Raw genomic sequence first — 24,515 nt, forward strand, 5'->3', positions numbered from 1 at the left:
CCCCGCTCCGAAAAGCGAATCCGACCGCAACCCGATAAAACGAGCACACCGAATAAGCCCCAGGCCGTCACGCGAAAAAGCGAAACGACCGGCACAAACCGGAAGTGGTGTTTCAGAGGATTGGCTGCCCCGGGACCGTCCGCGCAATGCGTGTCCGGTGCTCCCTGCCAGGCAGCTCGAAGAACTGTACGCGCTTCCGCGCCCGGATGCAAACGTCGTGCAAAGACGGCCGGCCGGACCCCGGGGAGAGGGGTCCGGCCGGTGGAGCCGTGCGGATCAGCTGTTGGTGGGGAAGCCCAGGTTGATGCCGCCGTGCGACGGGTCCAACCAGCGCTGGGTCACGGCCTTGCCCCGGGTGAAGAACTGGACGCCGTCCTGGCCGTACGCGTGGGCGTCGCCGAACAGGGAGGCCTTCCAGCCGCCGAAGGAGTAGTAGGCGACCGGGACCGGGATCGGCACGTTGATGCCGACCATGCCGACCTCCACCTCGAACTGGAAGCGCCGGGCCGCGCCGCCGTCGTTGGTGAAGAGGGCGGTGCCGTTGCCGTACGGGTTGGCGTTGATCAGCGCCAGGCCCTCCTCGTACGAGGCGACGCGCACGACCGAGAGGACCGGGCCGAAGATCTCGTCGTTGTAGACGGACATGCCGGGCTTCACGTGGTCGAACAGCGTGGGGCCGAGCCAGAAGCCGTCGGCCGTCGGGGAGCCGTTCCTGTCCTCGGCGGTGACCGGGTGCTTGCGGCCGTCCACGGCGAGCTCGGCGCCGTCGGCGACCCCGGACTCCACGTAGGAGGTGACCTTGTCCCGGTGCTGGCCGGTGACCAGCGGGCCCATCTCGGAGTCGCCGTTGCAGCCCGGGCCGACCTTCAGGGTGGCGATCCGCTGCTTGATCTTGTCGACCAGCTCGTCGCCGATCGGGTCGACCGCAACGAGCACGGACACCGCCATGCAGCGCTCGCCGGCCGCGCCGAAGCCGGCGTTGACGGCGGCGTCGGCGGCGAGGTCGAGGTCCGCGTCCGGCAGGACCAGCATGTGGTTCTTGGCGCCGCCCAGGGCCTGCACGCGCTTGCCGTAGCGGGTGCCGGTCTCGTAGACGTAGCGGGCGATCGGGGTGGAGCCGACGAAGCTGACGGACTTGACGTCCGGGTGCTCCAGCAGGCGGTCGACGGCCACCTTGTCGCCGTGCACGACGTTGAAGACGCCGTCCGGCAGGCCGGCCTCCTTCCACAGCTCGGCGAGGAAGTTGGCGGCGGACGGGTCCTTCTCCGAGGGCTTCAGCACGACGGTGTTGCCGGCCGCGATGGCGATCGGGAAGAACCACATCGGCACCATGGCCGGGAAGTTGAACGGCGAGATGATCGCGACCGGGCCGAGCGGCTGGCGGATCGAGTAGACGTCGACGCCGGTCGAGGCCTGCTCGGTGAACCCGCCCTTGACCAGCTGCGGGATGCCGCAGGCGTACTCCACGACCTCCAGGCCACGGGCGATCTCGCCCAGCGCGTCGGAGTGCACCTTGCCGTGCTCCGCCACGATGATCGAGGCCAGCTCGTCGCGGCGGGCGTTCAGCAGCTCGCGGAAGGCGAAGAGCACCGTCGTCCGCTTCGCGATCGAGGCGGTGCGCCACTCGGTGAAGGCCGCGGCGGCGGCGGCCACCGCCTGGTCGACCTCGGCGATCTCGGCGAAGTCGACCTGTCCGGCGACCTGGCCGGTGGCCGGGTCGAAGATCTCACCGCGACGGGGGGCCGCACCGGCGGTGGCGACCGGCTTGCCGCCGATCCAGTGAATGATGTGCTTGCTCAAGGTCCGTCTGCCTCCGAAGTCCCGGGCGGCGTCCTGCCACCGGTCCGGTCTGGCGCCGCCGCGGGTGGGCCGGGCGACGGAAATCACGGGGCTACCGCGCTCGTCTCCCAGTCTGGTGGCCGCTCCGGCCCGGCTCAACGAACAGGCTGACGGGGATCGTGGATTCAGCCTTACAGGTCGTCCGGTCGCTCGGCCGAACGAGTGGACCCGCGGCGGGGCCTCAGGACTCCCCGTCCTCCGGCTCCTCCAGGTACGGGTCATGCAGCCCGTCCGCCGCCTCCTGGGTCTCCAACAGGTCCAGCCGCAGGTCCTGTGCCCAGGCCAGCGCCCATCGCTTGAGTTCGTCCACCTCCCCGGCCGGGACACCCCGGGCGCGGAACCGCCCGTCCGCCGCCTCGGCGAGCGTCTCCAGCCGTTCGGCGAGCGCCGCGGGCTGGAAGTCCGGGTCCAACTCCCCCGCCAGCGCGAGCAGTTCACCCTCCCGGTAGCAGCGGGTGAGGGCGTGCACGTCGATCAGGTCGCGCGGCATGCCCCGGTCCACGAGCAGCACGGTGGTCAGCGCGGCCGCGTCCTCCAGGGCGACGACCGGCAACACCAGCGGCGGCTCGTCCGGTCCGGGCGCACCGAAGTCGAGCCGGACCGGGCGGTGGCCCAGCGGCTCCTTGCGCAGCTCCACCGAGTGCGACCGTCCGCCGAGCGCCAGCCGGACGGTGAGCTGCTCCAGTCGAGGTGTGCCCGGCCGGTCGACGGCCCCGCCGCCCGCCGCCCGGTACGCCTCGCCCAGCGCGGCGGCCGCCTCCGGCAGGTCGGCGCCGCCGGTCGCCAGGGTCAGCCCGTCCTGCGGGCAGGCCGCGACACCGTGGGCGCGCAGCGCGTGCCCACCGGCCAGGGCGAGGCCGTACCGGTCGCAGACGGGTGCGGCCGGCGCGGCCAGGCGCAGCTGGGCGGCGCCCGGGCGGAGGGGCGCGTCGACGGCGTGCGGGACGGTGGTCACGCCTCCAGTCTGACGCGGCCGCCCGCTCCGCGCGCCGCCGCCGGCTCGCGCCCCGAGGTTCCCCCACGCGCCGCCACCGTCGAGCGCCCAGGGATGCCCCCGGACGCCCCGCGGCTCACCAGCCGCTGAGCCTCGCCGCCGCCTCGTGCAGGGCGAGCTCCAGCAGCACCGGGTCGTTGAGCCGCCCGGAGCCGTCGGGCGGGACCAGCCAGCGCACGCCCGGGCTGCTGCGCTCGGGGGCGGGACGACGATCCAAGTGCCCTCCCCGGCGCCGCGCACGCCGGTGCCGATCCAGTGGGCCGCGGTGCCGACGGGCACCAGGAAGCTCAGCTGCTCGCCCCCGAAGTCGGTGAGGACCGGGCCGCGGGTGCGCGGGTCCAGGACCTCCAGGGCCGGGCGGCCGAGCCGCCCGGGGACGGAGAGGACGTCCCAGCGCCGGCCGGCCGGCAGCAGCACCAGGCCGAGCCCGCTGCGCTCCCACTGCTCCCGGAAGGATTCCGGGTCCGGTGCCACCTGGGCGAGCCAGTGCAGTCCGGTGGTCTCCATGTCGTGTCCCCGCTTCTCGCCGTTCGTACTGTTCGGAGACGGCGGGATGAACGAGACCCGCCGTCACCAGGGAGAGGCGGACGGCGGGTCCCGATTACACGACTGGGGGCACCCGACTGCGGGTGCGGGCACTTCAGCTGTCGAAGCCCAGCCCCATCCGGTCGAGGGTGCGCAGCCAGAGGTTGCGGTGGCCGCCGTTGCGGTCCGCCCGCTCCAGCGACCGGGTGGTGATCTCGATCCCGGCCCAGCGCACCGGCTCGGGCGGGAACGGCAGCGGCTTGCTGCGCACCATGTCCAGCGAGGTGCGCTCGGTGCGCCCGCCGGCGAGCAGGTCGAGCATCACCTCGGCGCCGAAGCGGGTCGCGCCGACGCCGAGCCCGGTGTAGCCGACCGCGTACGCGACCTTACCCCGGTAGCCGGTGTCGAAGAACGCCGAGAACCGGCTGCAGGTGTCGATCGCGCCGCCCCAGGCGTTGGTGAAGCGCAGGCCCTCCAGCTGCGGGAAGCAGCGGAAGAAGTGGTTGGCCAGGGTGCGGAAGGTCTCCGGCCGCTGGTCGTACTCGTGCCGGACGTGGCCGCCGAAGTGGTAGACCGCGTCGTAGCCGCCCCAGAGGATCCGGTTGTCGGCGGAGAGCCGGAAGTAGTGGAACTTGTTGGCGCTGTCGCCGAGGCCCTGCCGCCCGCGCCAGCCGATCGAGGCGAGTTGCTCGTCGCTGAGCGGCTCGGTCATCAGCGCGTAGTCGTACACCGGGACGACGTACGGGCGGACCCGCTTGAGCAGTGACGGGAAGACGTTGGTGCCGAGCGCGACCTTGCGGGCGAAGACCCGACCGTACGGGGTGCGGACGGCCATGCCGCTGCCGTGCTCCCGCAGGTCGGTGGCCCGGGTGTGCTCGAAGATCCGCACGCCCTGGCCGAGGCAGGCGTCCTTGAGGCCCCAGGCGAGCTTGGCGGGGTGGACCATCGCCACGCCCTCCTTGTCCCAGAGCCCGCCGAGGAAGGTCGGCGAGTTCACCTCGGCGCGCACCTGGTCGGCGTCCAGGACGGTGATGTCGAGGCCGTACCGGGCGACCGCCTCGGCGACCTCGTGGAGCTCCTCGACCTGGTGGGGCTGGGTGGCGACGTCGATCTCGCCGGTGCGCTCCCACTCGGCGTCGATGCCGTAGCGCTTGAGGGTGGCCTCGATGCCGTCGAGGTTGGCGGCACCGAGGCGTTCCAGCTGGGCCAGTTCGGACGGCCAGCGGTCCAGGCCGTTGCCGAAGCCGTGGGTGAGGCTGGCCGCGCAAAATCCGCCGTTGCGCCCGGACGCGGCCCACCCGACCTCGTTGCCCTCGACCAGCACGACGTCCAGCGAGGGGTCGCGCTCCTTGGCGATGAGGGCGGTCCACAGGCCGGAGTAGCCGCCGCCGACGACCAGCAGGTCGCAGGTGGTGTCGCCGACCAGGGCGGGCAGCGCCGCCGGCCGGCCGGGATCCTCCAGCCAGAAGGGGGTGGGCCTGGCGTCACTGAGTGCGCGGGCGGAATCCATGCATTATCAGCCACTTTCTACGGATAGGTGATGGTTGTGCGTGCCACCGCTGTCGACCGTACGTCAGGCGGTGGCCTTCCGACGGTTGCCCAGCCACTGGCCGACGACGGTCAGCACGACGGCGGCGAGGAACATCGCGGTGCCGATGACGTTCACCTGCACCGGGATGCCGCGCTGCGAGGCGCCCCAGACGAACATCGGGAAGGTGACCGTGGTCGGCCCCGAGTTGAACTGGGTGATGATGAAGTCGTCGAAGGAGAGCGCGAAGCTGAGCAGCGCGCCCGCCGCGATGCCGGGCGCCGCCAGCGGCAGGGTGACCCTCAGGAAGGTCTGGGTGGGGGTCGCGTAGAGGTCCTGGGCGGCCTGTTCGAGCCTCGGGTCCATGCTCATCACGCGCGCCTTGACCGCCGTCACCACGAAGCTGAGGCAGAACATGATGTGCGCGATGAGGATGGTGGTGAAGCCGAACGGGATGCGCATGTTGAGGAAGAGCGTCCCGAGCGAGGCGGCCATGACCACCTCGGGCATGGCCATCGGCAGGAAGATCATCGCGGTGGTGGCCGAGCGGCCGCGGAAGCGGTAGCGGGCCAGCGCGAAGGCGACCATGGTGCCGAGCACGGTGGCGCCGATGGTGGCGAGCACCGCGATCTGCAGGCTGAGCGAGAGCGACTGGCACATGTCGGCGACGCCGCAGGGGTTGGTCCAGGCGTCGGTGGAGAACTCGTTCCACTCGTAGTTGAACTTGCCCACCGGCTTGTTGAACGAGAAGGCCAGCACGACCAGGTTGGGCAGCACCAGGTAGGCGAGGGCCAGCAGGCCGGCCAGCACCACCAGGTGGGCGCGGATCCACTTGAACATCCGGGACATCAGACCAGATCCTCCGTCCCGGCCTTGCGCATGTAGACCGTCACCATGCCCAGGATCAGGGCCATCAGGATGAAGCTCAGCGCGGCCGCCGTGGGGTAGTCGAGCACGTTCAGGAACTGCTTCTGGATGCCGTTGCCGACCATCTGCTCGCTCGGCGAGCCCAGCAGCTGGGCGTTGATGTAGTCGCCGGAGGCCGGGATGAAGGTCAGCAGGGTGCCCGCGACCACGCCCGGCAGCGAGATCGGGAAGGTGACCTTGCGGAAGGTGGTGAACGGCCGGGCGTAGAGGTCGCCGGCCGCCTCGTGCAGGCGCGGGTCGATCCGCTCCAGCGAGGTGTACAGCGGAAGGATCATGAACGGCAGGAAGTTGTAGGTGAGGCCGCAGACCACCGCGAGCGGCGTGGCCAGCACCCGGTCGCCGTCGGTGAGGCCGAGCAGGTTGGTGACGTCCAGGACGTGCAGCGCGTTCAGCGCGCCGACCACCGGGCCGCCGTCGGACAGGATGGTCTTCCAGGCCAGGGTGCGGATCAGGAAGCTGGTGAAGAACGGCGCGATGACCAGGATCAGGATGACGTTGCGCCAGCGCTTGCTCGCCTTGAAGGCGATCGTGTACGCGAGCGGGTAGCCGACGGCCAGGCAGAGCACGGTGGCGACGGCCGCGTAGGAGAACGAGCGCAGGAAGTGCCACTTGTACTCGACCAGGGCGTCCCAGTAGGTCGAGAAGTGCCAGGTGACCTTGAAGCCCTCTTCGAGCGAGCCGGTCTGCAGCGAGGTCGAGCCCTGGTAGAGCATCGGGACGGCGAAGAAGATCACCAGCCAGGCGATGCCGGGCAGCAGCAGCCAGTACGGGGTGAGCTTGCGCCTGGGCTTCGCCCCCGGTTCCGTGCGGGGGCCGCCGTCGGGGGGTATCGCCTGGGGCGGCGCGGCCGGGGCGGTGGCGGTCATGCGGCCTCCTCCGCGGTGCCCGCGTCGATCGCCTGCGCGGCGTCCAGGGCGAAGGAGTGGGCCGGGTTCCAGTGCAGTCGGACGGCGGCGCCGGGGACGATCCGGGCGTCGCGCTCCATGTTCTGCTCGAAGACGGTGACCTCCTGGCCGCCGTCGGTGCGCACCACGTACTGGGTGGAGACGCCGATGAAGCTGGAGTCGAGCACGGTGCCGGTCAGCCGGTTGCGGCCGTCGGCGACCTGCTCGGAGGCGTGGGTGATGGTGATCTTCTCCGGGCGCACGCCCAGGTGGACGCGCTTGGCGTCGGTGGCGCAGCGCGCCTTCGGCACCGTGAGGCGGGCGCCGGCCGCGCTGAGCAGCAGGTCGCCGCCGTCTGCGCCGGTGACCTCGGCGGGCAGCAGGTTGGACTGGCCGAGGAAGTTGGCCACGAAGGTGGTGGCGGGGTTCTCGTACAGCTCGGCGGGGGCGCCCAGCTGCTCGACCCGGCCGCCGTTCATCACCGCGATGGTGTCGGCCATGGTCATGGCCTCCTCCTGGTCGTGGGTGACGTGCACGAAGGTGATGCCGACCTCGGTCTGGATCCGCTTGAGCTCCAGCTGCATCTGGCGGCGGAGCTTGAGGTCGAGCGCGCCGAGCGGCTCGTCCAGGAGCAGCACCTGGGGGTGGTTGATCAGCGCGCGGGCGACCGCGACGCGCTGCTGCTGGCCGCCGGAGAGCTGGTGCGGCTTGCGCCGGGCGTACTGGCCGAGTTCGACCAGCTCCAGCATCTCGTCGACCTGCTTCTTGACGTCCTTCCGGCCGCGCCGGCGCAGGCCGAAGGCGACGTTCTCGAAGATGTCCAGGTGCGGGAAGAGCGCGTAGCTCTGGAAGACGGTGTTCACCGGCCGCTTGTACGGGGGCAGGGCGGTGACGTCCTGGCCGCCGATCAGGACGGTGCCGGTGGTGGGCTCCTCCAGGCCGGCGATCATGCGCAGGGTGGTGGTCTTGCCGCAGCCGGAGGCGCCGAGCAGGGCGAAGAAGGAGCCCTGCGGGACGGTCAGGTCGAGCGGTTGGACGGCGGTGAAGGAGCCGTAGGTCTTGCCGATGCCGGTGAGCCGGACGTCGCCGCCGGCGGCCGCGTCGCGCTGCTGGTCTGTCATGGGGTGGTGTCTTCCTGGGTTTCTCTGCCGGGAGTCGGGGGTCAGGCGCCGATGAGCTTGGAGAACTTCTGCTCGAAGTCGCTCTCCTCGCTCTCGGAGAGAGTGCGGAACACGTGGGCCTTGACCGCCATCTCGGGGGTGGGTACGACCAGCGGGTTGGCCGCGGTCTCCGGGGCGATGCCGGCGAGCTCGTCCTTCATCCCGGTGACGGCGGAGACGAAGCCGATGCCCGCGACCAGCTGCGCCGCGATCTTCGGCTGATAGTAGAAGTCGATCAGCTTTTCCGCGTTCGTCTTGTGCCGGGCCTTGGCCGGGACCAGCATGTTGTCGGTCGAGGCGATGTAGCCCTTCTCCGGGATGACGAACTCGATGTCCGGGTTGTCGGCCCGCAGTTGGATCAGGTCGCCGCCCCAGGCGATGCAGGCCGCGATGTCGCCGGCCGACAGCTCCTGGCCGTAGTCGTTGCCGGTGAACCGGCGGATCTGCTTGCTGTCGACGGCCTTCTGCAGCCGGGCGACCGCGCCGTCGTAGTCGTCGGCGGTGAACTTCGCGCTGTCCTTGCCCTGGTCCAGCAGGACCATCCCGATGCTGTCGCGCATCTCGGAGAGGAAGGTGACCCGGCCCTTGAGGTCGGGGTCGTCCAGCAGCTGGGAGACGCTGGTGACCTGCTTCCCCTTGGTCGCCTTCCGGTTGTACGCGACGACGGTCTGGATGCCGGCCCACGGGTAGGAGTAGAGCCGACCCGGGTCCCAGTCGGGGGCGCGGAAGCGCGCGTCGATGTTGGTGATCGCGGTGGTGACGTTCGCCGGGGCGAGCTTCTGCGCCCAGCCCAGCCGGATCAGCCGGGCGGCCATCCAGTCGGTGAGCACCATCAGGTCGCGGCCGGTGTCCTGGCCGGAGGCGAGCTGCGGCTTGACCTTCCCGAAGAACTCGACGTTGTCGTTGACGTCCTCGTTGTACTTGACCCTGATGCCGGTGGCCTCGGTGAAGGCGTCCAGGGTGCCGTGCTTCTCCTTGTCCTTCTCGTCCGTGTCGATGTACAGCGGCCAGTTGGAGAAGTCGACCTCCTTCTGCGTCTCGGAGAGGTCCTTGGCGGCGTTCGCGGTCGAGTCGCCGGTCGCCCGCGGGGCCGCCGGGATGCCGCAGGCGGCCAGGGTGCCCGCTCCGGCGGTCAGCGCGGCGGCGCGCAGCAGGGTGCGGCGGCCGAGCGCGGCCCGACCACTGGTCAGGCTGCGTTCCCAGGCCCTTCGGACCGGTTCGGGCAGACCGTCGGTGAGCTCGTTGAACGCCATGGAACGGGCCTCCTGGGGGAGATGGGGTGTGGGGGCACCCGCTTGGGCCGGGGGTTATCTGTCTCCGAAGACGGTGCGGTGCCAGTCCTTGCGGGCCACCGCGGTGGTGTCGAACATGACGTGCTTCACCTGGGTGTACTCGTCCAGCGAGTACTGGGACATGTCCTTGCCGTAGCCGGACGCCTTGTAGCCGCCGTGCGGCATCTCGCTGATGATCGGGATGTGGTCATTGACCCAGACGCAGCCGGCCGCGATCTCCCGGGTGGCGCGCAGCGAGCGGTGCACGTTGCTCGTCCAGGCGGAGGCGGCCAGGCCGTACGGGGTGTCGTTGGCCAGCCGCAGACCCTCGTCGTCGCCGTCGAAGGGCAGCACGACCAGCACCGGGCCGAAGATCTCGCCCTGCACGACCTCGCTGTCCTGGGCCGCGCCGGTGATCAGGGTGGGCAGGTGGTACGCGCCGCGGGTGAGATCGGTGCCGTCGTGGCCCTTCTCCGCGGGCCGGCCGCCGGTGACCACGGTGGCGTACGAGCGGGCGCGCTCCACGAAGCCGGCCACCCGGTCCCGGTGGGCGTACGAGACCAGCGGGCCGAGGTCGGTGTGCGGGTTCAGCGGGTCGCCGACCCGGATCGCGGCGTACAGCTCGGCGACCCCGGCCACGAAGGCGTCGTACAGCGGGCGCTGGACGTAGGCGCGGGTGGCGGCGGTGCAGTCCTGGCCGCCGTTGATCAGCGAGGCGGCGACCGCTCCGTGCACGGCGGCGTCCAGGTCGGCGTCGTCGAAGACCACGAACGGGGCCTTGCCGCCGAGTTCCAGGTGGGTGCGCTTGACGCTCGCGGTGGCGATCTCGGCGACCCGCCTGCCGACGCCGGTGGAGCCGGTGAAGGAGACCATCGCGACGTCCGGGTGCCCGACCAGGTGCTCGCCGGCGGTGCGCCCGGCGCCGGTGACCACGTTGACCACGCCGTCCGGGATGCCCGCGGCGGTGCAGGCCCGGGCGAACATCACCGAGGTCAGCGGGGTCAGCTCGGCCGGCTTGAGCACAATGGTGTTGCCCGCGGCGATCGCCGGGAGGATCTTCCAGGCGGCCATCTGCAGCGGGTAGTTCCACGGCGAGATCGAGCCGACCACGCCGACCGCCTCGCGCCGCACGTACGAGGTGTGGTCGCCGGAGTACTCGCCGGCCGCCTTGCCCTCCAGGTTGCGGGCGGCGCCGGCGAAGAAGGCGGCGTTGTCGATCGTGCCGGGCACGTCGAACTCGGTGGCCAGCTTGACCGGCTTGCCGGTCTGCGCCGTCTCCACCCGGGCCAGGTCGTCGGCCGCCCCCGCCAGGACGGCGGCCAGCCTGGTGAGCGCCTCGGACCGCGCGCCGGGGGTGGCCGAGGACCAGCCGGGCAGGGCGGCCTTCGCGGCGGCGACGGCGGTGTCCACGTCCTCGGTGGTGGCCAGCGCGACCTGCTCGACCACGCTGCCGTCGGCGGGGTTGACGACCTGGAAGGGTTCGCCGCTCCCCCGGGTCTGGCGGCCCGCAATGTACTGCGCGCCCGGGCCGAAGTCGGTCAGGTCCATCTGGTTCCTCCAAGTGCCGTGGTTCGACCGCTGCGGGGTCACGCGTCCGCGCTGGGGGTCTGCGGTCCCGCTGACCTTGCCTGCTGGGAGGTTGACGTGACAAGGGTCACTTCGACAACCTCGACGCGAAGGGCCTTACAGGGTGCAAGGGTGCAGGCAGGGCGACAGGTCGTCTGGGGGATGGATGATTTACCTGACACCCTGATCACCCGGAGCCCCCGCTCCGGTCCCCACACGGCCTCCGGAGGCCCGCGATGCTCCCCACCGTCGCCCGAATCCTCGACCTGGACGTGATGCGGCGCGGCCTGCCCCAGGTGGTGGCCGGCGCCGACCACCTGGAACGGCCGGTCCGCTGGGTCCACGTCAGCGAGCTGCCCGACGTCGCCGGGATGCTCCGCGGTGGCGAGCTGGTGCTGACCACCGGCATCGCCCTGCCGGAGGACCGCGAGGGCCTGGCCCGCTACGTCCGCGAGCTGGACGAGGTCGGGGTGGCCGGCCTGGTCGTCGAGTTCGGGCGGCGCTACTTCGACTCGCTCCCCCGCGCTCTGGTCAACGCCGCCGAGCAGCGCGGGCTGCCGCTGATCACGCTCCGCCGCGAACTGCGCTTCGTCGCCGTCACCGAGGCCGTGCACGCCCTGGTGGTCAACGCCCAGCTGGAGCAGCTGAGGGTCTCCGAGTCGGTCCACCAGGTCTTCAACGAGCTGGTGGTGGAGGGAGCCGAGCCGCCCGAGGTGATCCGCCAGGTGGCCCGGATGGCCGGCGCCCCGGTCGTCCTGGAGAACCTGGCCCACCAGGTACTCGCCCACGACGCCGCCGGACGCCCCGAGGCCGAGGTGCTGGAGGACTGGGAGCGCCGCTCGCGCGGGGTCCGCCCGGCCGGGCGCACCGGCCACGACCCGCGCAGCGGCTGGCTGGTCACCACCGTCGGCGCCCGCGGCCAGGACTGGGGCCGCCTGGTGCTGGTGCAGGAGCCCGGCCCGCTGCCCGAGGGCGAGCCCCACCCGCACACCATGCTGCTGGAGCGCGGCGCCTCCGCGCTGGCGCTCAACCGGCTGGTGGTGCGCGACCGGGAGAGCCTGGAGCGGCAGACCCACCGCACCCTGCTGTCCGGCATCCTCACCCACGCGCTGACCGTCTCCGAGGCGGCCCTGCGCGCCCAGGCCCTCGGCATCCCGCTGGAGGGCCGCCGGCTGGTCGGCGTGGTGCTGCGACAGCGGCGCGGGCCGATCCCGGCCGCGCTGGAGGCCCAGGCCCGGCTGCGCGACTTCACCGAGCTGGCCGCCGGCGCGGTCCGGGCCTGCCGGCTGACCGCGCTGGTCGGCGCGCTCGACGACGAGGCCGTCGGCCTGCTGATCGCCCTCGGCACCCAGCAGGACGAGCACGCCGCGCTGGACTCCCTCTCGGCCACGCTGCGCCGGATGTCGGCCGAGGCCGGACGGGACGGCGGCGACCCGGCCGGCCCGGTGGTCGCGGTCGGCTCCTCGGTCGGCTCGGTGCGCGACGCCCGGCGCACCCTGCTGGAGGCCACCCAGGTCGCCGACGCCGCCCTGCACGACGCGCCCGGCGGCCGCAGCTCCTCCTACTACCGCCTGCCGGACGTCCGGCTGCGCGGCCTGCTCCACCTGCTGCGCGACGACGCCCGGCTGCAGACGTACGTGGAACGGGAGTTGGGCCCGCTGCTGGCCCACGACGCGGAGCACAACGGCCAGTTGGTGCAGATGCTGCGGATCTACCTGGAGCAGGGCCGGAACAAGTCGGCCGCGGCGGACGCCGCGCACCTGTCCCGGCCGTCCTTCTACGACCGGCTGCACAAGGTCGAGCGGATCCTCGGCGTGGACCTCGACCAGGTGGAGTCCTGCCTCTCCCTGCACGTGGCCCTGCTCGCCCTGGACGCGGTGCGCCGGTAGGACGGATCACACCCCGGTGATGCGGCCCCAGACCTTGTGCAGCTCGGGCCGCTCGGCCGAGGCGACGTCGCGCATGGTGTGCAGCCGGGCGCGCATCTCCTCGGTCGGGAAGACCAGCGGGTTCTCGGCGAGTTCGGCCTTCTCCTTGTCGCCGCTGTCCGCCAGCACCTCGCGGGCGGCCGGCACCGGGCAGATGTACTGGACGAACGCGGCGAGTTCGGCCGCCACCTCGGGCTGGTAGTAGTAGTCGATCAGCAGCTCGGCGTTGCGCTTGTGGGCGGCCCGGTTGGGGATCATCAGGCTCTCCGCCCACAGCTCGCCGCCCTCCTCCGGCACCACGAACTCGATGTCCGGGTTCTCGGCGGTGAGCTGGACGGCGTCGCCCGAGTACGCCTGGCAGGCGAGCGCCGCGCCGGAGGCGAGGTCGCTGGTGTAGTCGTTGCCGGTGAAGCGCCGGACGTGGCCGCTATCGACCGCCTTCTGCACCAGGTCCATCGCCCTGCGCGCGTCGTCGTCGCTGAACTTCGCGATGTCCGCGCCCTGGGAGAGCATCAGCAGCCCGAGCGCCTCGTCCAGCCCTGCGAACAGCGTGACCCGGCCCTTGAGGTCGGGCGCCCACAGGTCGGCGGTGGACCTGATCTCGCGGCCGAGCGCCTTGCGGTTGTAGGCGATGCCGGTGATCCCGGACTGCCACGGCACGCTGCGCCTGCGCCCGGGGTCGAAGGCCGGGTCGGCGAGCTGGGGGTCCAGGTTGGCCGTGACGTTGGGCAGGTTGTCCCGGTCCATGGCCTGCACCCAGCCCAGCGAGACGTACCGCCCGGCCATCCAGTCGCTGATCACCATCAGGTCCCGGCCGGGGGCGGAGCCCTGGGTGAGCACCGGGCTGATCTTGCCGAAGAACTCGTCGTTGTCGTTGATGTCCTCGGTGTAGGTGACCTCGATCCCGGACTTCTCACTGAACGCGTCCAGGGTCGGGCGGCCGCCCGCGTCGTCGGTGTCGATGTACTGCGTCCAGTTGGAGAAGACGAGCCGCTTGTCGCTCTCCGAGCGGTCGGGGGCCGAGCGGCGGTCCTCGGCCACGTACGCGGACGGGATGCCGCAGCCGGTCAGCGTGCCGGCGCCGAGCAGCGCGGCACCGCCGAGCACGGAACGCCGGCGGACGGCACGGGAGTCGACGGGACGGCGGGTCAGGGTGGTGCGGCTGGGCATGAGCGGCCTTCCGGAGCGTGGGACGGCCCCGGGCACGCGCGTGCTCGGGGCCGTCCTGGTAGGTACGTCTGGGTACGTCAGACAGTGTGCGCGTCGGTGAGCGACAGCACCTCGTCCAGGACCGCGAGGCCGGTCTTGGCCTCCTCCTCGGTGACGGTGCACGGCGGGACGACGTGGAAGCGGTTCATGTTGACGAACGGCCAGAGCCCGCGCTGCTTGCAGGCGGCGGCCAGCTCGGCCATCGGCGCGTTGTCGGCGCCGGCCGCGTTGTAGGGCACCAGCGGCTCGCGGGTCTCCCGGTCCTTCACCAGGTCGAGCGCCCAGAACACGCCGAGGCCGCGGACCTCGCCGACCGACGGGTGCCGCTCGGCCAGCTCGCGCAGGCCGGGGCCGAGGACCGTCTCGCCGATGTGCCTGGCGTTCTCGACGATGCCCTCCTCCGCCATGGTGGTGATGGTCGCCACCGCGGAGGCGCAGGCCAGCGGGTGGCCGGAGTAGGTGAGCCCGCCGGGGAAGGCCCGCTCGGCGAAGGTGGCCGCGATCTCGGCGCTGATCGCCACGCCGCCCAGCGGCACGTAGCCCGAGTTGACGCCCTTGGCGAAGGTGAGCAGGTCCGGGGTGACGCCCCAGTGGTCGGCGGCGAACCACTCGCCGGTGCGGCCGAAGCCGGCCATCACCTCGTCCAGGATGAACACGATCCCGTAGCGGTCGCAGATCTCCCGCACCCCGGCCAGGTAACCCGCCGGCGGGACCAGGATGCCCGCGGTGCCGACCACCGTCTCCAGGATGATCGCCGCGACGGTGCCGGGTCCCTCGAACGCGATCACCTGCTCCAGGTGCTCCAGCGCGCGCTCGCACTCCTGCGCCTCGTTCTCGGCGTGGAAGTTGGAGCGGTAGGGGTACGGCCCCCAGAAGTGCACCACTCCGGAGACGCCGCTCTCGTTGGGCCAGCGCCGCGGGTCGCCGGTCAGGGCGATCGCGTTGGCGGTGGCGCCGTGGTACGAGCGGTAGGTGGACAGCACCTTCTGCCGGCCGGTGTGCAGCCGGGCCAGCCGGATGGCGTTCTCGTTGGCCTCGGCACCGCCGTTGGTGAAGAAGATCTTGTCCAGGTCCCCGGGGGTGCGCTCGGCGATCAGCCGGGCGGCCTCGCTGCGCGACTCGACCGCGAAGCCGGGGGCGATGGTGCAGAGCTTCGCCGCCTGCTCCTGGATCGCGGCGACCACCTTCGGGTGCTGGTGGCCGATGTTGGTGTTGACCAGCTGCGAGGAGAAGTCGAGGTAGCGGTTGCCGTCGTAGTCCCAGAAGTACGAGCCCTCGGCGCCGGCCACCGCGAGGGGGTCGATCAGCGCCTGGGCGGACCACGAGTGGAAGACGTGCGCGCGGTCGGCGGCCTTGACGGCCTGGCCGGCGGCTGAGTCAGCGGTGGGGATGCTCATGCCGGTAAGGCTAGGGGCGGCCCGTCCCCGAAGGGCAGTTCCATCGTGTCAGCCGGTCGCGCCAACCGTCGACAGGATGCAAAGGCGGTGGGCCCGGGTCGAGAGGACCCGGGCCCACCGTCACATCAGCCGACCTTCGGGAGCGATCAGATCGCGGTCATACCGCGCTGACGGTCACGACGCGCTCAGATCGCGGTCATGACGTGCTTCACGCGGGTGTAGTCCTCGAAGCCGTACGCCGACAGGTCCTTGCCGTAGCCGGACTTCTTGAAGCCACCGTGCGGCATCTCGGCGACCAGCGGGATGTGGGTGTTGATCCAGACACAGCCGAAGTCCAGGCGGCGCGACATCCGCATGGCGCGGGCGTGGTCCTTGGTCCACACCGAGGAGGCCAGCGCGTACTCGACGCCGTTGGCGTACGCGACGGCCTGGTCCTCGTCGGTGAACTTCTGCACGGTGATGACCGGGCCGAAGACCTCGTTCTGGATGATCTCGTCGTCCTGGTTCAGACCGGAGACGACGGTCGGGGCGTAGAAGTAGCCCTGGTCGCCGACCCGGTGGCCACCGGCCTCGACCTTGGCGTGGGCGGGCAGCCGCTCGATGAAGCCGGAGACCTGCTTCAGCTGGTTGGCGTTGTTCAGCGGGCCGTACAGCACGTCCTCGTCGTCCACGCCACCGGTCTTGGTCTCGGCCGCGGCCTTGGCCAGCGCCTCGACGAAGGCGTCGTGGATCGACTCGTGCACCAGCACGCGGGTGGCGGCGGTGCAGTCCTGGCCGGCGTTGAAGTAGCCCGCCACCGAGATGCCCTCGACGGCCTCGGCGATGTCGGCGTCCTCGAAGACCACGACCGGGGCCTTGCCGCCCAGCTCCAGGTGGACGCGCTTGACGTCCTTGGAGGCGGACTCGGCGACCGAGATGCCGGCGCGCACCGAACCGGTGATGGAGGCCATCGCCGGGGTCTTGTGCTCGACCATCAGCTTGCCGGTCTCGCGGTCACCGCAGATGACGTTGAAGACGCCGGCCGGCAGCTCCAGCTCCTTGAGCACGCCGCCGATGATCTCGGCCAGCAGCACGGTGGAGGCCGGGGTGGTGTCGGAGGGCTTCAGCACGACGGTGTTGCCCGCGGCGATGGCCGGGGCGAACTTCCAGACGGCCATCATCATCGGGTAGTTCCACGGCGCGACCTGGGCGCAGACGCCGACCGGCTCGCGACGGATGATCGAGGTCATCCCGTCCATGTACTCGCCCGCGGCCTTGCCCTCCAGCATGCGGGCGGCACCGGCGAAGAACCGGATCTGGTCCACCATCGGGCCGATCTCCTCGGAGAGGGTCAGCGCGCGGGGCTTGCCGGTGTTGCGAACCTCGGCGTCGACGATCTCGTCGGCCCGGGCCTCGACCGCGTCGGCGATCTTCAGCAGCAGCTTCTGCCGGGTGCTCGGGGTGGCGTCGCGCCAGATCGGGAAGGCGGCGTCGGCGGAGGCCATGGCCGCGTCGACGTCAGCGGCACCGGACAGCGGCGACGTCGCGTACACCTCGCCGGTGGTCGGGTCGACGATGTCGAGCGTGCGGCCGTCGGCCGCGTCGACGAACTCACCGTTGATGTAGTTGCGCAGCGTGCGAAGGTCGCTCACGGATCTCTCCTCGGTCTGGGCCTGCGGCATTGCAGATTCCGGCGCAATGGTACGTCGGCGGATCCGGCGTACGAAGGGTCCCGAGTGGCCGCGCCAGGAGCGGCGCGGTCCACTGGTGGCGGTACGTGCGCCGGCCCTCGGGGCGCGCGCGTACCGTGCCAGGGTAGCCGCACGACTGCCGGTATCGACAGACCGAGTGCGCTTCAGCAATGAAATCCGTACGCGTTTTCCAAGATCACGACGAAATCAGCAGCTTCCACGCTTGCGAACACTCGGGCGATCAGGCACAGTGGCCGCGTGGCCAACCGCGACCGGAACGCCAGCGTTCCCCTCGACGCCGCCTCCAAGGCGATCATCGAGCAGCTCCAGGAGGACGGGCGCCGCCCGTACGCCGCCATCGGCAAGGCCGTCGGCCTTTCCGAGGCTGCCGTGCGGCAGCGCGTCCAGAAGCTGCTCGACCAGGGCGTGATGCAGATCGTCGCCGTCACGGACCCGCTCACCGTCGGCTTCACCCGCCAGGCGATGGTCGGCATCCGGGTCGAGGGTGACATCGAGCCGGTCGCCGACGCGTTGGCCGCCCTCGACGAGGTCGACTACGTGGTTTGCACCGCAGGCTCGTTCGACCTCCTGGCCGAACTGGTCTGCGAGGACGACGAGCACCTGCTCGAACTGATCAACAAGCGCATCCGCGCCCTTCCCGGCGTGCGGAGCACCGAGAGCTTCGTTTACCTGAAGCTCCGGAAACAGACCTACACCTGGGGCACCCGATGACAGCCGACCCGGCGCAGAAGGACCTTTCCAAGACCGCCTACGACCACCTGTGGATGCACTTCACCCGCATGTCGTCGTACGAGAACTCCCCCGTGCCGACGATCGTCAAGGGCGAGGGCACCTACGTCTGGGACGACAAGGGACGCAAGTACCTCGACGGCCTCGCCGGCCTGTTCGTCGTCCAGGCCGGCCACGGCCGTGAGGAGCTCGCCGAGGCCGCCGCCAAGCAGGCCAAGGAACTCGCCTTCTTCCCGGTGTGGAGCTACGCCCACCCGAAGGCCGTCGAGCTGGCCGAGCGCCTGGCCAACTACGCCCCGGGCGACCTGAACAAGGTCTTCTTCTCCACCGGTGGCGGCGAGGCCGTCGAGACCGCCTGGAAGCTCGCCAAGCAGTACTTCAAGCTGACCGGCAAGCCGACCAAGTACAAGGTCATCTCGCGCGCCGTCGCCTACCACGGCACCCCGCAGGGCGCCCTGTCCATCACCGGCCTGCCGGGCCTGAAGGCCCCGTTCGAGCCGCTGGTGCCGGGCACCCACAAGGCCCCGAACACCAACATCTACCGCGCCCCGGCCTTCCTCGAGGGCCCCGACGGCACGGTCGACCCCGAGGCCTACGGCCGCTGGTGCGCCGACGAGATCGAGGTGGCCATCCTCAACGAGGGCGCCGAGACCGTCGCCGCCGTCTTCGTCGAGCCGGTGCAGAACGCCGGTGGCTGCTTCCCGCCGCCGCCCGGGTACTTCCAGCGCCTGCGCGAGATCTGCGACCGCCACGACGTGCTGCTGGTCTCGGACGAGGTCATCTGCGCCTTCGGCCGCCTGGGCACCATGTTCGGCGCCGACAAGTTCGGCTACCAGCCCGACATGATCACCTGCGCCAAGGGCATGACCTCGGGCTACTCCCCGATCGGCGCCACGATCATCTCGGACCGCCTCGCCGAGCCGTTCTACAAGGGCGACAACACCTTCCTGCACGGCTACACCTTCGGTGGCCACCCGGTCTCCTCCGCGGTGGCGCTGGCCAACCTCGACATCTTCGAGCGCGAGGGCCTGAACCAGCACGTGCTCGACAACGAGGCCGCGTTCCTGGGCACCCTGGACAAGCTGCGCGACCTGCCGATCGTCGGCGACGTCCGCGGCAACGGGTACTTCTACGGCATCGAGCTCGTGAAGGACAAGGTCACCAAGGAGTCGTTCAACGACGAAGAGGTCGAGCGCGTCCTCTACGGCTTCCTGTCGAAGGCCCTCTTCGACAACGGCCTGTACTGCCGCGCCGACGACCGTGGCGACCCGGTCATCCAGCTGGCCCCGCCGCTGATCTCCGACCAGTCGACCTTCGACGAGATCGAGCAGATCCTGCGGACCAGCCTCACCGACGCGTGGGCGAAGATCTGATCCCCTGAGCCTTCTTCCCCACCCTCCGCCGAAGGGCGGCCCCGCTCCCCGCGAGGCCGCCCTTCGGCGTCTCCCCCGCCGGTGCAACATCACAGTCGTACGACCAAACATGCCTGAATGCGGGTGATATGCCCGTGATGGACCAGTGCGCCGCAACCGCGACACGCCCCGGTCGTTCTAATCTGACGACTGTCATATCCCTGCGGCCACCCAGGATGGATCCTCATGTCAGCGGCACCGCCTGACAACGACGTGCTGTGGGCCCGAGGGATCGTCAAGTCCCATGACGGCACCCCCGCCCTGCGCGGCATCTCGATCGGCGTCCGCGAGGGCGAGGTGCTCGCCATCACCGGCCGGCGCGGCTCCGGCAAGAGCACCCTGCTCGGCTGCCTCTCCGCCCAGCTCCCGGTCGACGAGGGCGAGGTCTGGTTCAACAGCGCCCCCGTGCACACCCTCCAGCGGGCCGGCCGCGAACGGCTGCGCCGCGACCGCTTCGGCTTCGTCGGCTCCGAACCCCACCTGGTGCCCGAACTGACCGCCCGGGAGAACGTCGCCCTGCCGCTGCTGCTCGCCGGGGCCGGCAACAAGGCCGCCTACACCGCCGCCGACGAGTGGCTGGAGCGCCTCGACGTCGGCGACTGCGCCCGGCTGCGCCCCGAGCGGCTGATCCAGAGCCGCCGCCAGCGGGTCGCCGTCGCCCGCGCCCTGGCCCCGCTGCCACCCGTCGTCTTCGCCGACGACCCGACCGCCCCGCTGCACCGCGAGGCCGCCGAGCAGGTCATGCGGATACTGACCAGCGCGGCCAGGTCCCACCAGCTCACCCTCGTCCTGGCCACCCACGACCCCGAGCTCGTCCGGTTCGCGGACCGCGCCGTCGCCCTGGTCGACGGACGGCTCACCGCCCCCGTCGCCCCCGTCCCCCGCGGCTCCGCCGCCCCCGGAGCCGCCGGAGCGCCCGCCGTCACGGCCACCCGCCGCTAACGACGCCGAGCCGCTGAAACCGAGCTGCCGAAGCCGAGCCGCTGAAAGAGTCGACGTGTTCTATCTCCGTCTGGCCCGGGGCTACCGGGTGCCCGACCTCGGCCGCTGGCTGCTCACCGCCCTGGCCGCCGCCGTGGTCGCCGCCTTCCTGCTGCGCTCCCTCGGCCGGGCGATGAGCGACCCGATCGACGGCGGCGACCCGCTGGCCCGACTGCTGTGGTGCCTGCCCCCGCTCGCCGCCGTCGCCTGGTTCGCAGCCGTCGCCGCCCGCGCGGTGCCCGCCCGACGGCCCGAGCGGATCGCCGGCCTCACCGCCGCCGGGGTCGGCTCCCGCCGGATCCGGACGCTGATCGCCGGCGAGGTCGCGCTCGCCTGCACCCTCGGCAGCGTGCTCACCCTGCTGCTCTTCCTGGTGCTGCGCAACGACATCGCCGGCCCCGGGCTCGCCCTCGACCTCGGCATGGGCGTGCCGCTGCCGGCCGCCGCGCCGGTCGTCCTGCTCGCCCTGGTCCCGCTCACCGCCGGCACCGCCGCCGCCCTCGCGGTGCCCGCCACCGAGACCCTGCCCGGCGGCCGCACCCCGGCCCCGACCGGCTTCGGCGTCTGGCGGATCGCCCTGGCGACCGGGCTGGGCGTGATCGGCGCCGCGCTCGAACTCATCGCCCTGCGGCCCGGCGCCGCCGTCGACGGCCGCCCGATCCACCTGCCCGCCGGACTCGGCACCACCAGCACCGCCGCCCTCGGCGGCTGGGCGGCCAGCGCTCTCGGCCTCGCCCTGCTCACCGGTCCGCTGCTGGCCTGGGCCGGGCGGCTGCTCGCGGTCGGACGGCCCACCCCGCTGCGACTGCTGGCCGGGCGCGGCCTCACCGCCCAGGCCCGCCGGCTCGGTGCGCCGCTGGCCGTGCTCACCCTCGCCGTGGCGCTGGTGCTCACCACCATCCGCTACTGGATCGGCACACCGGACAGCGCCGACGCGCTGCCCGCGGTCGAGGCCTGCCTGGTGCTCGGCTGCGCGGCCGCCGCGGTGGTCACCCGGCTCGCCGAGGTCCGCACCGACCGCCGGGAGGTCACCGACGCGCTGCTGCGCCTCGGCACCTCGCCCCGGCTGCTGTTCGGCGCGGTCGCGCTGCGCACCCTCGCGGCGGGCAGCACGCTGCTGCTGACCGGCGGGGCGACCGCCGCGCTGGCGGCCGCCGGGCTCCGGTAGGGGCCCGCCCCGGTCGTTCCCGCGGAGCGGGGCTCAGCCCGCCGCGGCGAGCTGACCGCAGGCGCCGTCGATCTCCTGGCCGCGGGTGTCGCGGACGGTCGTCGGCACGCCGTGCGACTGGAGCCGACGGACGAACTCGCGCTCGTCCTCGGGCCGGGAGGCCGTCCACTTGGAGCCGGGGGTCGGGTTCAGCGGGATCAGGTTGACGTGCACCCGGCGGTTCTTGATCAGCCGGCCGAGCAGGTCGGCCCGCCACGCCTGGTCGTTGATGTCCTTGATCAGCGCGTACTCGATGGAGATCCGGCGGCCGGACTTCTCCGCGTAGTTCCACGCCGCGTCCAGCACCTCGGCGACCTTCCAGCGGGTGTTCACCGGCACCAGCTCGTCGCGCAGCTCGTCGTCCGGGGCGTGCAGCGACAGCGCCAGACGGCAGCTGAGGCCCTCGTCCGCGAACCGGTGCATCGCCGGGACGAGGCCGACGGTGGAGACCGTGATGCCGCGCTGGGACAGGCCGAAGCCGTCCGGCGCCGGGTCGGTCAGCCGGCGGATCGAGGCCAGCACCCGGTTGTAGTTGGCCAGCGGCTCGCCCATGCCCATGAAGACCACGTTGGACAGCCGCGCCTCGCCGCCGGGGATCTCCCCCGACTTGAGCGCGCGCATCCCGGCCGCGATCTGCTCGACGATCTCGGCGGTGGACAGGTTGCGGGTCAGCCCCGCCTGGCCGGTGGCGCAGAACGGGCAGTTCATGCCGCAGCCGGCCTGCGAGCTGATGCACATGGTGACCCGGTCCGGGTAGCGCATCAGCACGGACTCCACGAGCGTGCCGTCGAAGAGCTTCCAGAGCGTCTTGCGGGTGGCGTCGTCGTCGCAGGAGACGTGCCGGACCACCGACATCAGCTCCGGCAGCAGGCTCCCGGTCAGCTTCTCCCGGCTGGCGGCGGGAATGTCCGTCCAGCTCGCCGGGTCGTTCGACATCCGGCCGAAGTAGTGGTTGGAGAGCTGCTTGGCGCGGAACGGCTGCTCGCCCAGCTCGGCGACGGCCTCCTTGCGCTCGGCGGGGCTCAGATCGGCGAGGTGTCGCGGGGGCTTGGCGCCGCGCGGCGCGACAAAGGTGAGTTCTCCGGGCTTAGGCATGGTTGTTCCAGTGTCGCAGACGCGCGAGGGCCCCGGACGCCAGGCGTCCGGGGCCCTGCTCGTACGTCTCGTACGGCTCGACCGCGCGGGTCAGCTGCCGACGAAGGCCGCCAGCAGCAGCCAGACCACCGGGGCGGTCGGCAGGAGCGAGTCCAGCCGGTCCATGATGCCGCCGTGGCCGGGCAGCAGCGTGCCCATGTCCTTGATCCCGAGGTCGCGCTTGATCATCGACTCGCCCAGGTCGCCCAGGGTCGCGGTGACCGCCGCGCAGCCGCCCAGGATCAGGCCCTGCCACCAGCTGCCGCCGTCGATGGTCAGTTCCATCAGCAGCGCGCCCGCCAGCATCGACAGGGCGATGCCGCCGGCCAGGCCCTCGCGGGTCTTGCCCGGGCTGATCGTCGGGGCCAGCTTGGTCTTTCCGAACTTGTAGCCCACCGCGTAGGCGCCGGTGTCGCTGCAGATCGTCACGATCAGGAAGAGCACGATCCGCTGGGGGCCGTCGTCGGCCGCCAGCATCATCGCCACGAAGGTGGCCAGGAACGGCACGTAGAAGGCCGTGAACACACCTGCCGTTATGTCCCGCAGGTAGTCCTCCGGCGGCTCGGCCATCCGCCAGACCATCACCGCCAGCCCGGTCAGCGCGAGCGAGGCGGCGGCCCACTGGATGCCGGCCCAGTAGCCGGTGGCGACCATCGCGAGGCCGCCCACGACCAGCGGGACCAGCGGCGCCTTGATCTGCTTGCGCTCGGCGAGCCGGCTGGTCAGCTCCCAGACGCCGACCGCGACCGCGGCCATCACGACGACCAGGAACAGCGCCTTCACCACGAACAGCGAGGCGACGATCACCGCACCGAGGCCGACGCCCACGCCTATGGCGGCCTGGAGGTTACGGCCGCCGCGCTGCTTGCGCGGCTGCGGCTGCGGCTGCGGGGCGGGCTGGGCGGCCACGGGTGTCTCCTGCCCTGGGTGGGACGACGGCACGAAGTGGGGCTGCCCGGCCGCCAGGTGGTTCGCCGGCGGCGCGGGATGCACCGGTGCCCCCGGGTGCGGCGGGGTGCCGTGGCCGGGGGCGGGGATGGCGTCGCCGGATATCGCGCGCAGCACGACCGTCTCGGTCACACCGGGCGGCGCCGGCTCGAACTGCTCGTCCCGGAACAGCGGGCCGCTCAGCCGGCCGGAGTCCCGGGCCTGCCCCTCGCCGGGCTCGGCCGGTCCGCCGGGGGCGGGCCGACCGTGGGCCGCGGGCCTGCCGTGGGCGGCCGCCCGACCGGGGTCGGGCCTGCCGGGCGGCGGGCCGGGCTCGGCCGGTACGGGAGGCATGACCTGAGTCTCCTCCGCGTCGCCGCCCCAGTACACCGGAGGCTGCTGCGGCTGATCCGAACGGAGGCCCGGGGCCCCGTGGGCGGCACCCGGCGCGCCCGGGGGCGCGGCGTGGCCGCCCGGGTGGCCGGGGTGTCCCTGGACCGGCGGCGGCTGCACGCCGTACCCCGGCACCGGGTGGGCCGGGGTACGGGCGTCCTGCGGGTGCGGCGCCGGGCGGTAGGGCTGGAACTGCTGGTCGGACGGGCCCCAGTAGCCGGGGGCGTCAGGGGCGTCGTTCATCAGACCTCGAGCAGCTCGGCTTCCTTGTGCTTCAGCAGCTCGTCGATCTGGGCCACGTACTTGGCCGTCGTGTCGTCGAGCTCCTTCTCGGAACGGCGGCCGTCGTCCTCGCCGACCTCGCCGTCCTTCACCAGCTTGTCGATGGCGTCCTTGGCCTTGCGGCGCACCGAACGGATCGAGACCTTGGCGTCCTCGCCCTTGGTACGGGCGATCTTGATGAACTCCCGGCGGCGCTCCTCGGTCAGCTCGGGCAGCACCACGCGGATGATCGAGCCGTCGTTGGACGGGTTGACGCCCAGGTCGGAGTCGCGGATCGCCTGCTCGATGGCCTTCAGCGCGGTCTTGTCGAACGGCGAGACGACCGCCATCCGCGGCTCCGGCACCGAGAACGAGGCCAGCTGGTTGATCGGGGTCTTGGCGCCGTAGTACTCCGCGACGATCTTGGCGAACATCGCCGGGTGCGCACGGCCGGTGCGGATGGCCGCGAAGTCGTCCTTGGCGTGCAGGACGGCCTTCTCCATCTTCTCCTCGGCCTCGAGGAGGGTCTCTTCGATCACTGTGGTCTCCCTG

At 71.8% G+C, this 24,515-nt stretch carries 19 protein-coding genes and 1 pseudogene; 5 read left to right on the forward strand and 15 right to left on the reverse strand.

Features of this window, described 5'->3' with window-relative positions; all coding sequences use genetic code 11:
* Positions 1 to 276 precede the first annotated feature (276 nt).
* From ACGF13_RS37045 to ACGF13_RS37085, 9 genes and pseudogenes are all read right to left on the reverse strand, one after another.
* Positions 277 to 1,800 carry a CoA-acylating methylmalonate-semialdehyde dehydrogenase gene (locus tag ACGF13_RS37045; protein WP_392883764.1) on the reverse strand — a complete coding sequence of 508 codons (1,524 nt, stop codon included), beginning with the start codon at positions 1,798 to 1,800 and terminating at the stop codon, positions 277 to 279.
* Between the two features lie 220 nt (positions 1,801 to 2,020).
* Positions 2,021 to 2,794 (reverse strand): nucleotidyl transferase AbiEii/AbiGii toxin family protein, encoded by a 774-nt coding sequence (locus ACGF13_RS37050; RefSeq protein ID WP_392883766.1) that lies wholly within the window; start codon positions 2,792 to 2,794, stop codon positions 2,021 to 2,023.
* A 115-nt stretch (positions 2,795 to 2,909) separates the two neighbouring features.
* Positions 2,910 to 3,340: pseudogene (locus ACGF13_RS37055) on the reverse strand (hypothetical protein).
* A gap of 133 nt (positions 3,341 to 3,473) precedes the next feature.
* Positions 3,474 to 4,868: an NAD(P)/FAD-dependent oxidoreductase gene (locus ACGF13_RS37060; protein ID WP_392883768.1), complete on the reverse strand. Its 1,395-nt coding sequence runs from the start codon at positions 4,866 to 4,868 to the stop codon at positions 3,474 to 3,476.
* A 63-nt stretch (positions 4,869 to 4,931) separates the two neighbouring features.
* Complete coding sequence (locus tag ACGF13_RS37065; protein ID WP_224280157.1) at positions 4,932 to 5,735, reverse strand: ABC transporter permease; 804 nt, start codon at positions 5,733 to 5,735, stop codon at positions 4,932 to 4,934.
* A complete protein-coding gene (locus tag ACGF13_RS37070) occupies positions 5,735 to 6,679 on the reverse strand; it encodes an ABC transporter permease (protein WP_392883770.1) in 945 nt (314 codons plus the stop codon). The genes ACGF13_RS37065 and ACGF13_RS37070 overlap by 1 nt, the downstream gene beginning before the upstream one ends.
* The gene (locus ACGF13_RS37075; RefSeq protein ID WP_392883772.1) at positions 6,676 to 7,818 is read right to left on the reverse strand and encodes an ABC transporter ATP-binding protein; all 1,143 of its coding nucleotides are present in this window, start codon (positions 7,816 to 7,818) and stop codon (positions 6,676 to 6,678) included. The genes ACGF13_RS37070 and ACGF13_RS37075 overlap by 4 nt, the downstream gene beginning before the upstream one ends.
* A gap of 41 nt (positions 7,819 to 7,859) precedes the next feature.
* Positions 7,860 to 9,110 carry a spermidine/putrescine ABC transporter substrate-binding protein gene (locus tag ACGF13_RS37080; RefSeq protein ID WP_392883774.1) on the reverse strand — a complete coding sequence of 417 codons (1,251 nt, stop codon included), beginning with the start codon at positions 9,108 to 9,110 and terminating at the stop codon, positions 7,860 to 7,862.
* 54 nt (positions 9,111 to 9,164) lie between these two features.
* Positions 9,165 to 10,676 (reverse strand): gamma-aminobutyraldehyde dehydrogenase, encoded by a 1,512-nt coding sequence (locus ACGF13_RS37085; RefSeq protein WP_392883776.1) that lies wholly within the window; start codon positions 10,674 to 10,676, stop codon positions 9,165 to 9,167.
* Between the two features lie 254 nt (positions 10,677 to 10,930).
* Between ACGF13_RS37085 and ACGF13_RS37090 the strand changes: the two genes are divergently transcribed.
* Positions 10,931 to 12,583, forward strand: coding sequence for a PucR family transcriptional regulator (locus tag ACGF13_RS37090; protein WP_392883778.1), 1,653 nt, complete (start codon positions 10,931 to 10,933; stop codon positions 12,581 to 12,583).
* Positions 12,584 to 12,589: 6 nt separating this feature from the next.
* On the opposite strand, the gene ACGF13_RS37095 is transcribed toward ACGF13_RS37090, so the two are convergent.
* The 3 genes from ACGF13_RS37095 to ACGF13_RS37105 form a co-directional block, all read right to left on the reverse strand.
* Positions 12,590 to 13,792, reverse strand: a complete 1,203-nt coding sequence (locus tag ACGF13_RS37095) for a spermidine/putrescine ABC transporter substrate-binding protein (RefSeq protein ID WP_392883780.1) — start codon at positions 13,790 to 13,792, stop codon at positions 12,590 to 12,592.
* Between the two features lie 77 nt (positions 13,793 to 13,869).
* On the reverse strand, positions 13,870 to 15,228 hold the full coding sequence (locus ACGF13_RS37100; RefSeq protein WP_392883781.1) for an aspartate aminotransferase family protein: 1,359 nt from the start codon (positions 15,226 to 15,228) through the stop codon (positions 13,870 to 13,872).
* Between the two features lie 185 nt (positions 15,229 to 15,413).
* Positions 15,414 to 16,859, reverse strand: coding sequence for a gamma-aminobutyraldehyde dehydrogenase (locus tag ACGF13_RS37105; RefSeq protein WP_392883783.1), 1,446 nt, complete (start codon positions 16,857 to 16,859; stop codon positions 15,414 to 15,416).
* A 297-nt stretch (positions 16,860 to 17,156) separates the two neighbouring features.
* Here ACGF13_RS37105 and ACGF13_RS37110 point away from each other — a divergent pair, with 297 nt between their 5' ends.
* The 4 genes from ACGF13_RS37110 to ACGF13_RS37125 all read left to right on the forward strand — a co-directional run bounded on the left by ACGF13_RS37110 (position 17,157) and on the right by ACGF13_RS37125 (position 21,209).
* Positions 17,157 to 17,630, forward strand: coding sequence for an Lrp/AsnC family transcriptional regulator (locus tag ACGF13_RS37110; RefSeq protein WP_030243538.1), 474 nt, complete (start codon positions 17,157 to 17,159; stop codon positions 17,628 to 17,630).
* A complete protein-coding gene (locus ACGF13_RS37115) occupies positions 17,627 to 19,021 on the forward strand; it encodes an aspartate aminotransferase family protein (RefSeq protein WP_196946910.1) in 1,395 nt (464 codons plus the stop codon). Before ACGF13_RS37110 ends, ACGF13_RS37115 begins: the two co-directional genes overlap by 4 nt.
* Positions 19,022 to 19,246: 225 nt before the next feature.
* Positions 19,247 to 20,002, forward strand: coding sequence for an ABC transporter ATP-binding protein (locus tag ACGF13_RS37120; protein WP_392883785.1), 756 nt, complete (start codon positions 19,247 to 19,249; stop codon positions 20,000 to 20,002).
* Positions 20,003 to 20,057: 55 nt separating this feature from the next.
* Positions 20,058 to 21,209 (forward strand): hypothetical protein, encoded by a 1,152-nt coding sequence (locus ACGF13_RS37125; RefSeq protein WP_392883787.1) that lies wholly within the window; start codon positions 20,058 to 20,060, stop codon positions 21,207 to 21,209.
* A gap of 33 nt (positions 21,210 to 21,242) precedes the next feature.
* Here ACGF13_RS37125 and rlmN read toward each other — a convergent pair whose 3' ends face one another.
* The 3 genes from rlmN to frr form a co-directional block, all read right to left on the reverse strand.
* Complete coding sequence (gene rlmN / locus ACGF13_RS37130) at positions 21,243 to 22,343, reverse strand: 23S rRNA (adenine(2503)-C(2))-methyltransferase RlmN (protein WP_392883789.1); 1,101 nt, start codon at positions 22,341 to 22,343, stop codon at positions 21,243 to 21,245.
* 90 nt (positions 22,344 to 22,433) lie between these two features.
* A complete protein-coding gene (locus tag ACGF13_RS37135; RefSeq protein WP_392883791.1) occupies positions 22,434 to 23,945 on the reverse strand; it encodes a phosphatidate cytidylyltransferase in 1,512 nt (503 codons plus the stop codon).
* Entirely contained in the window at positions 23,945 to 24,502 is a 558-nt protein-coding gene (gene frr, locus ACGF13_RS37140; RefSeq protein WP_360348875.1) for a ribosome recycling factor, read from the reverse strand. Before frr ends, ACGF13_RS37135 begins: the two co-directional genes overlap by 1 nt.
* Between the last annotated feature and the right edge of the window lie 13 nt (positions 24,503 to 24,515).

It is taken from the genome of Kitasatospora sp. NPDC048286 (assembly GCF_043201735.1).
Lineage (GTDB): Bacteria > Actinomycetota > Actinomycetes > Streptomycetales > Streptomycetaceae > Kitasatospora.

What these genes read in the sequence shown, in the direction of transcription:
- ACGF13_RS37060 (WP_392883768.1), bottom strand. Translation starts at nt 4,868, where the DNA reads ATGGATTCCGCCCGCGCACTCAGTGACGCCAGGCCCACCCCCTTCTGG.
- ACGF13_RS37120 (WP_392883785.1), top strand. Translation starts at nt 19,247, where the DNA reads ATGTCAGCGGCACCGCCTGACAACGACGTGCTGTGGGCCCGAGGGATC.
- ACGF13_RS37070 (WP_392883770.1), bottom strand. Translation starts at nt 6,679, where the DNA reads ATGACCGCCACCGCCCCGGCCGCGCCGCCCCAGGCGATACCCCCCGAC.
- ACGF13_RS37065 (WP_224280157.1), bottom strand. Translation starts at nt 5,735, where the DNA reads ATGTCCCGGATGTTCAAGTGGATCCGCGCCCACCTGGTGGTGCTGGCC.
- ACGF13_RS37075 (WP_392883772.1), bottom strand. Translation starts at nt 7,818, where the DNA reads ATGACAGACCAGCAGCGCGACGCGGCCGCCGGCGGCGACGTCCGGCTC.
- ACGF13_RS37100 (WP_392883781.1), bottom strand. Translation starts at nt 15,228, where the DNA reads ATGAGCATCCCCACCGCTGACTCAGCCGCCGGCCAGGCCGTCAAGGCC.
- ACGF13_RS37080 (WP_392883774.1), bottom strand. Translation starts at nt 9,110, where the DNA reads ATGGCGTTCAACGAGCTCACCGACGGTCTGCCCGAACCGGTCCGAAGG.
- ACGF13_RS37115 (WP_196946910.1), top strand. Translation starts at nt 17,627, where the DNA reads ATGACAGCCGACCCGGCGCAGAAGGACCTTTCCAAGACCGCCTACGAC.
- rlmN (WP_392883789.1), bottom strand. Translation starts at nt 22,343, where the DNA reads ATGCCTAAGCCCGGAGAACTCACCTTTGTCGCGCCGCGCGGCGCCAAG.
- ACGF13_RS37135 (WP_392883791.1), bottom strand. Translation starts at nt 23,945, where the DNA reads ATGAACGACGCCCCTGACGCCCCCGGCTACTGGGGCCCGTCCGACCAG.
- ACGF13_RS37095 (WP_392883780.1), bottom strand. Translation starts at nt 13,792, where the DNA reads ATGCCCAGCCGCACCACCCTGACCCGCCGTCCCGTCGACTCCCGTGCC.
- ACGF13_RS37090 (WP_392883778.1), top strand. Translation starts at nt 10,931, where the DNA reads ATGCTCCCCACCGTCGCCCGAATCCTCGACCTGGACGTGATGCGGCGC.
- ACGF13_RS37085 (WP_392883776.1), bottom strand. Translation starts at nt 10,676, where the DNA reads ATGGACCTGACCGACTTCGGCCCGGGCGCGCAGTACATTGCGGGCCGC.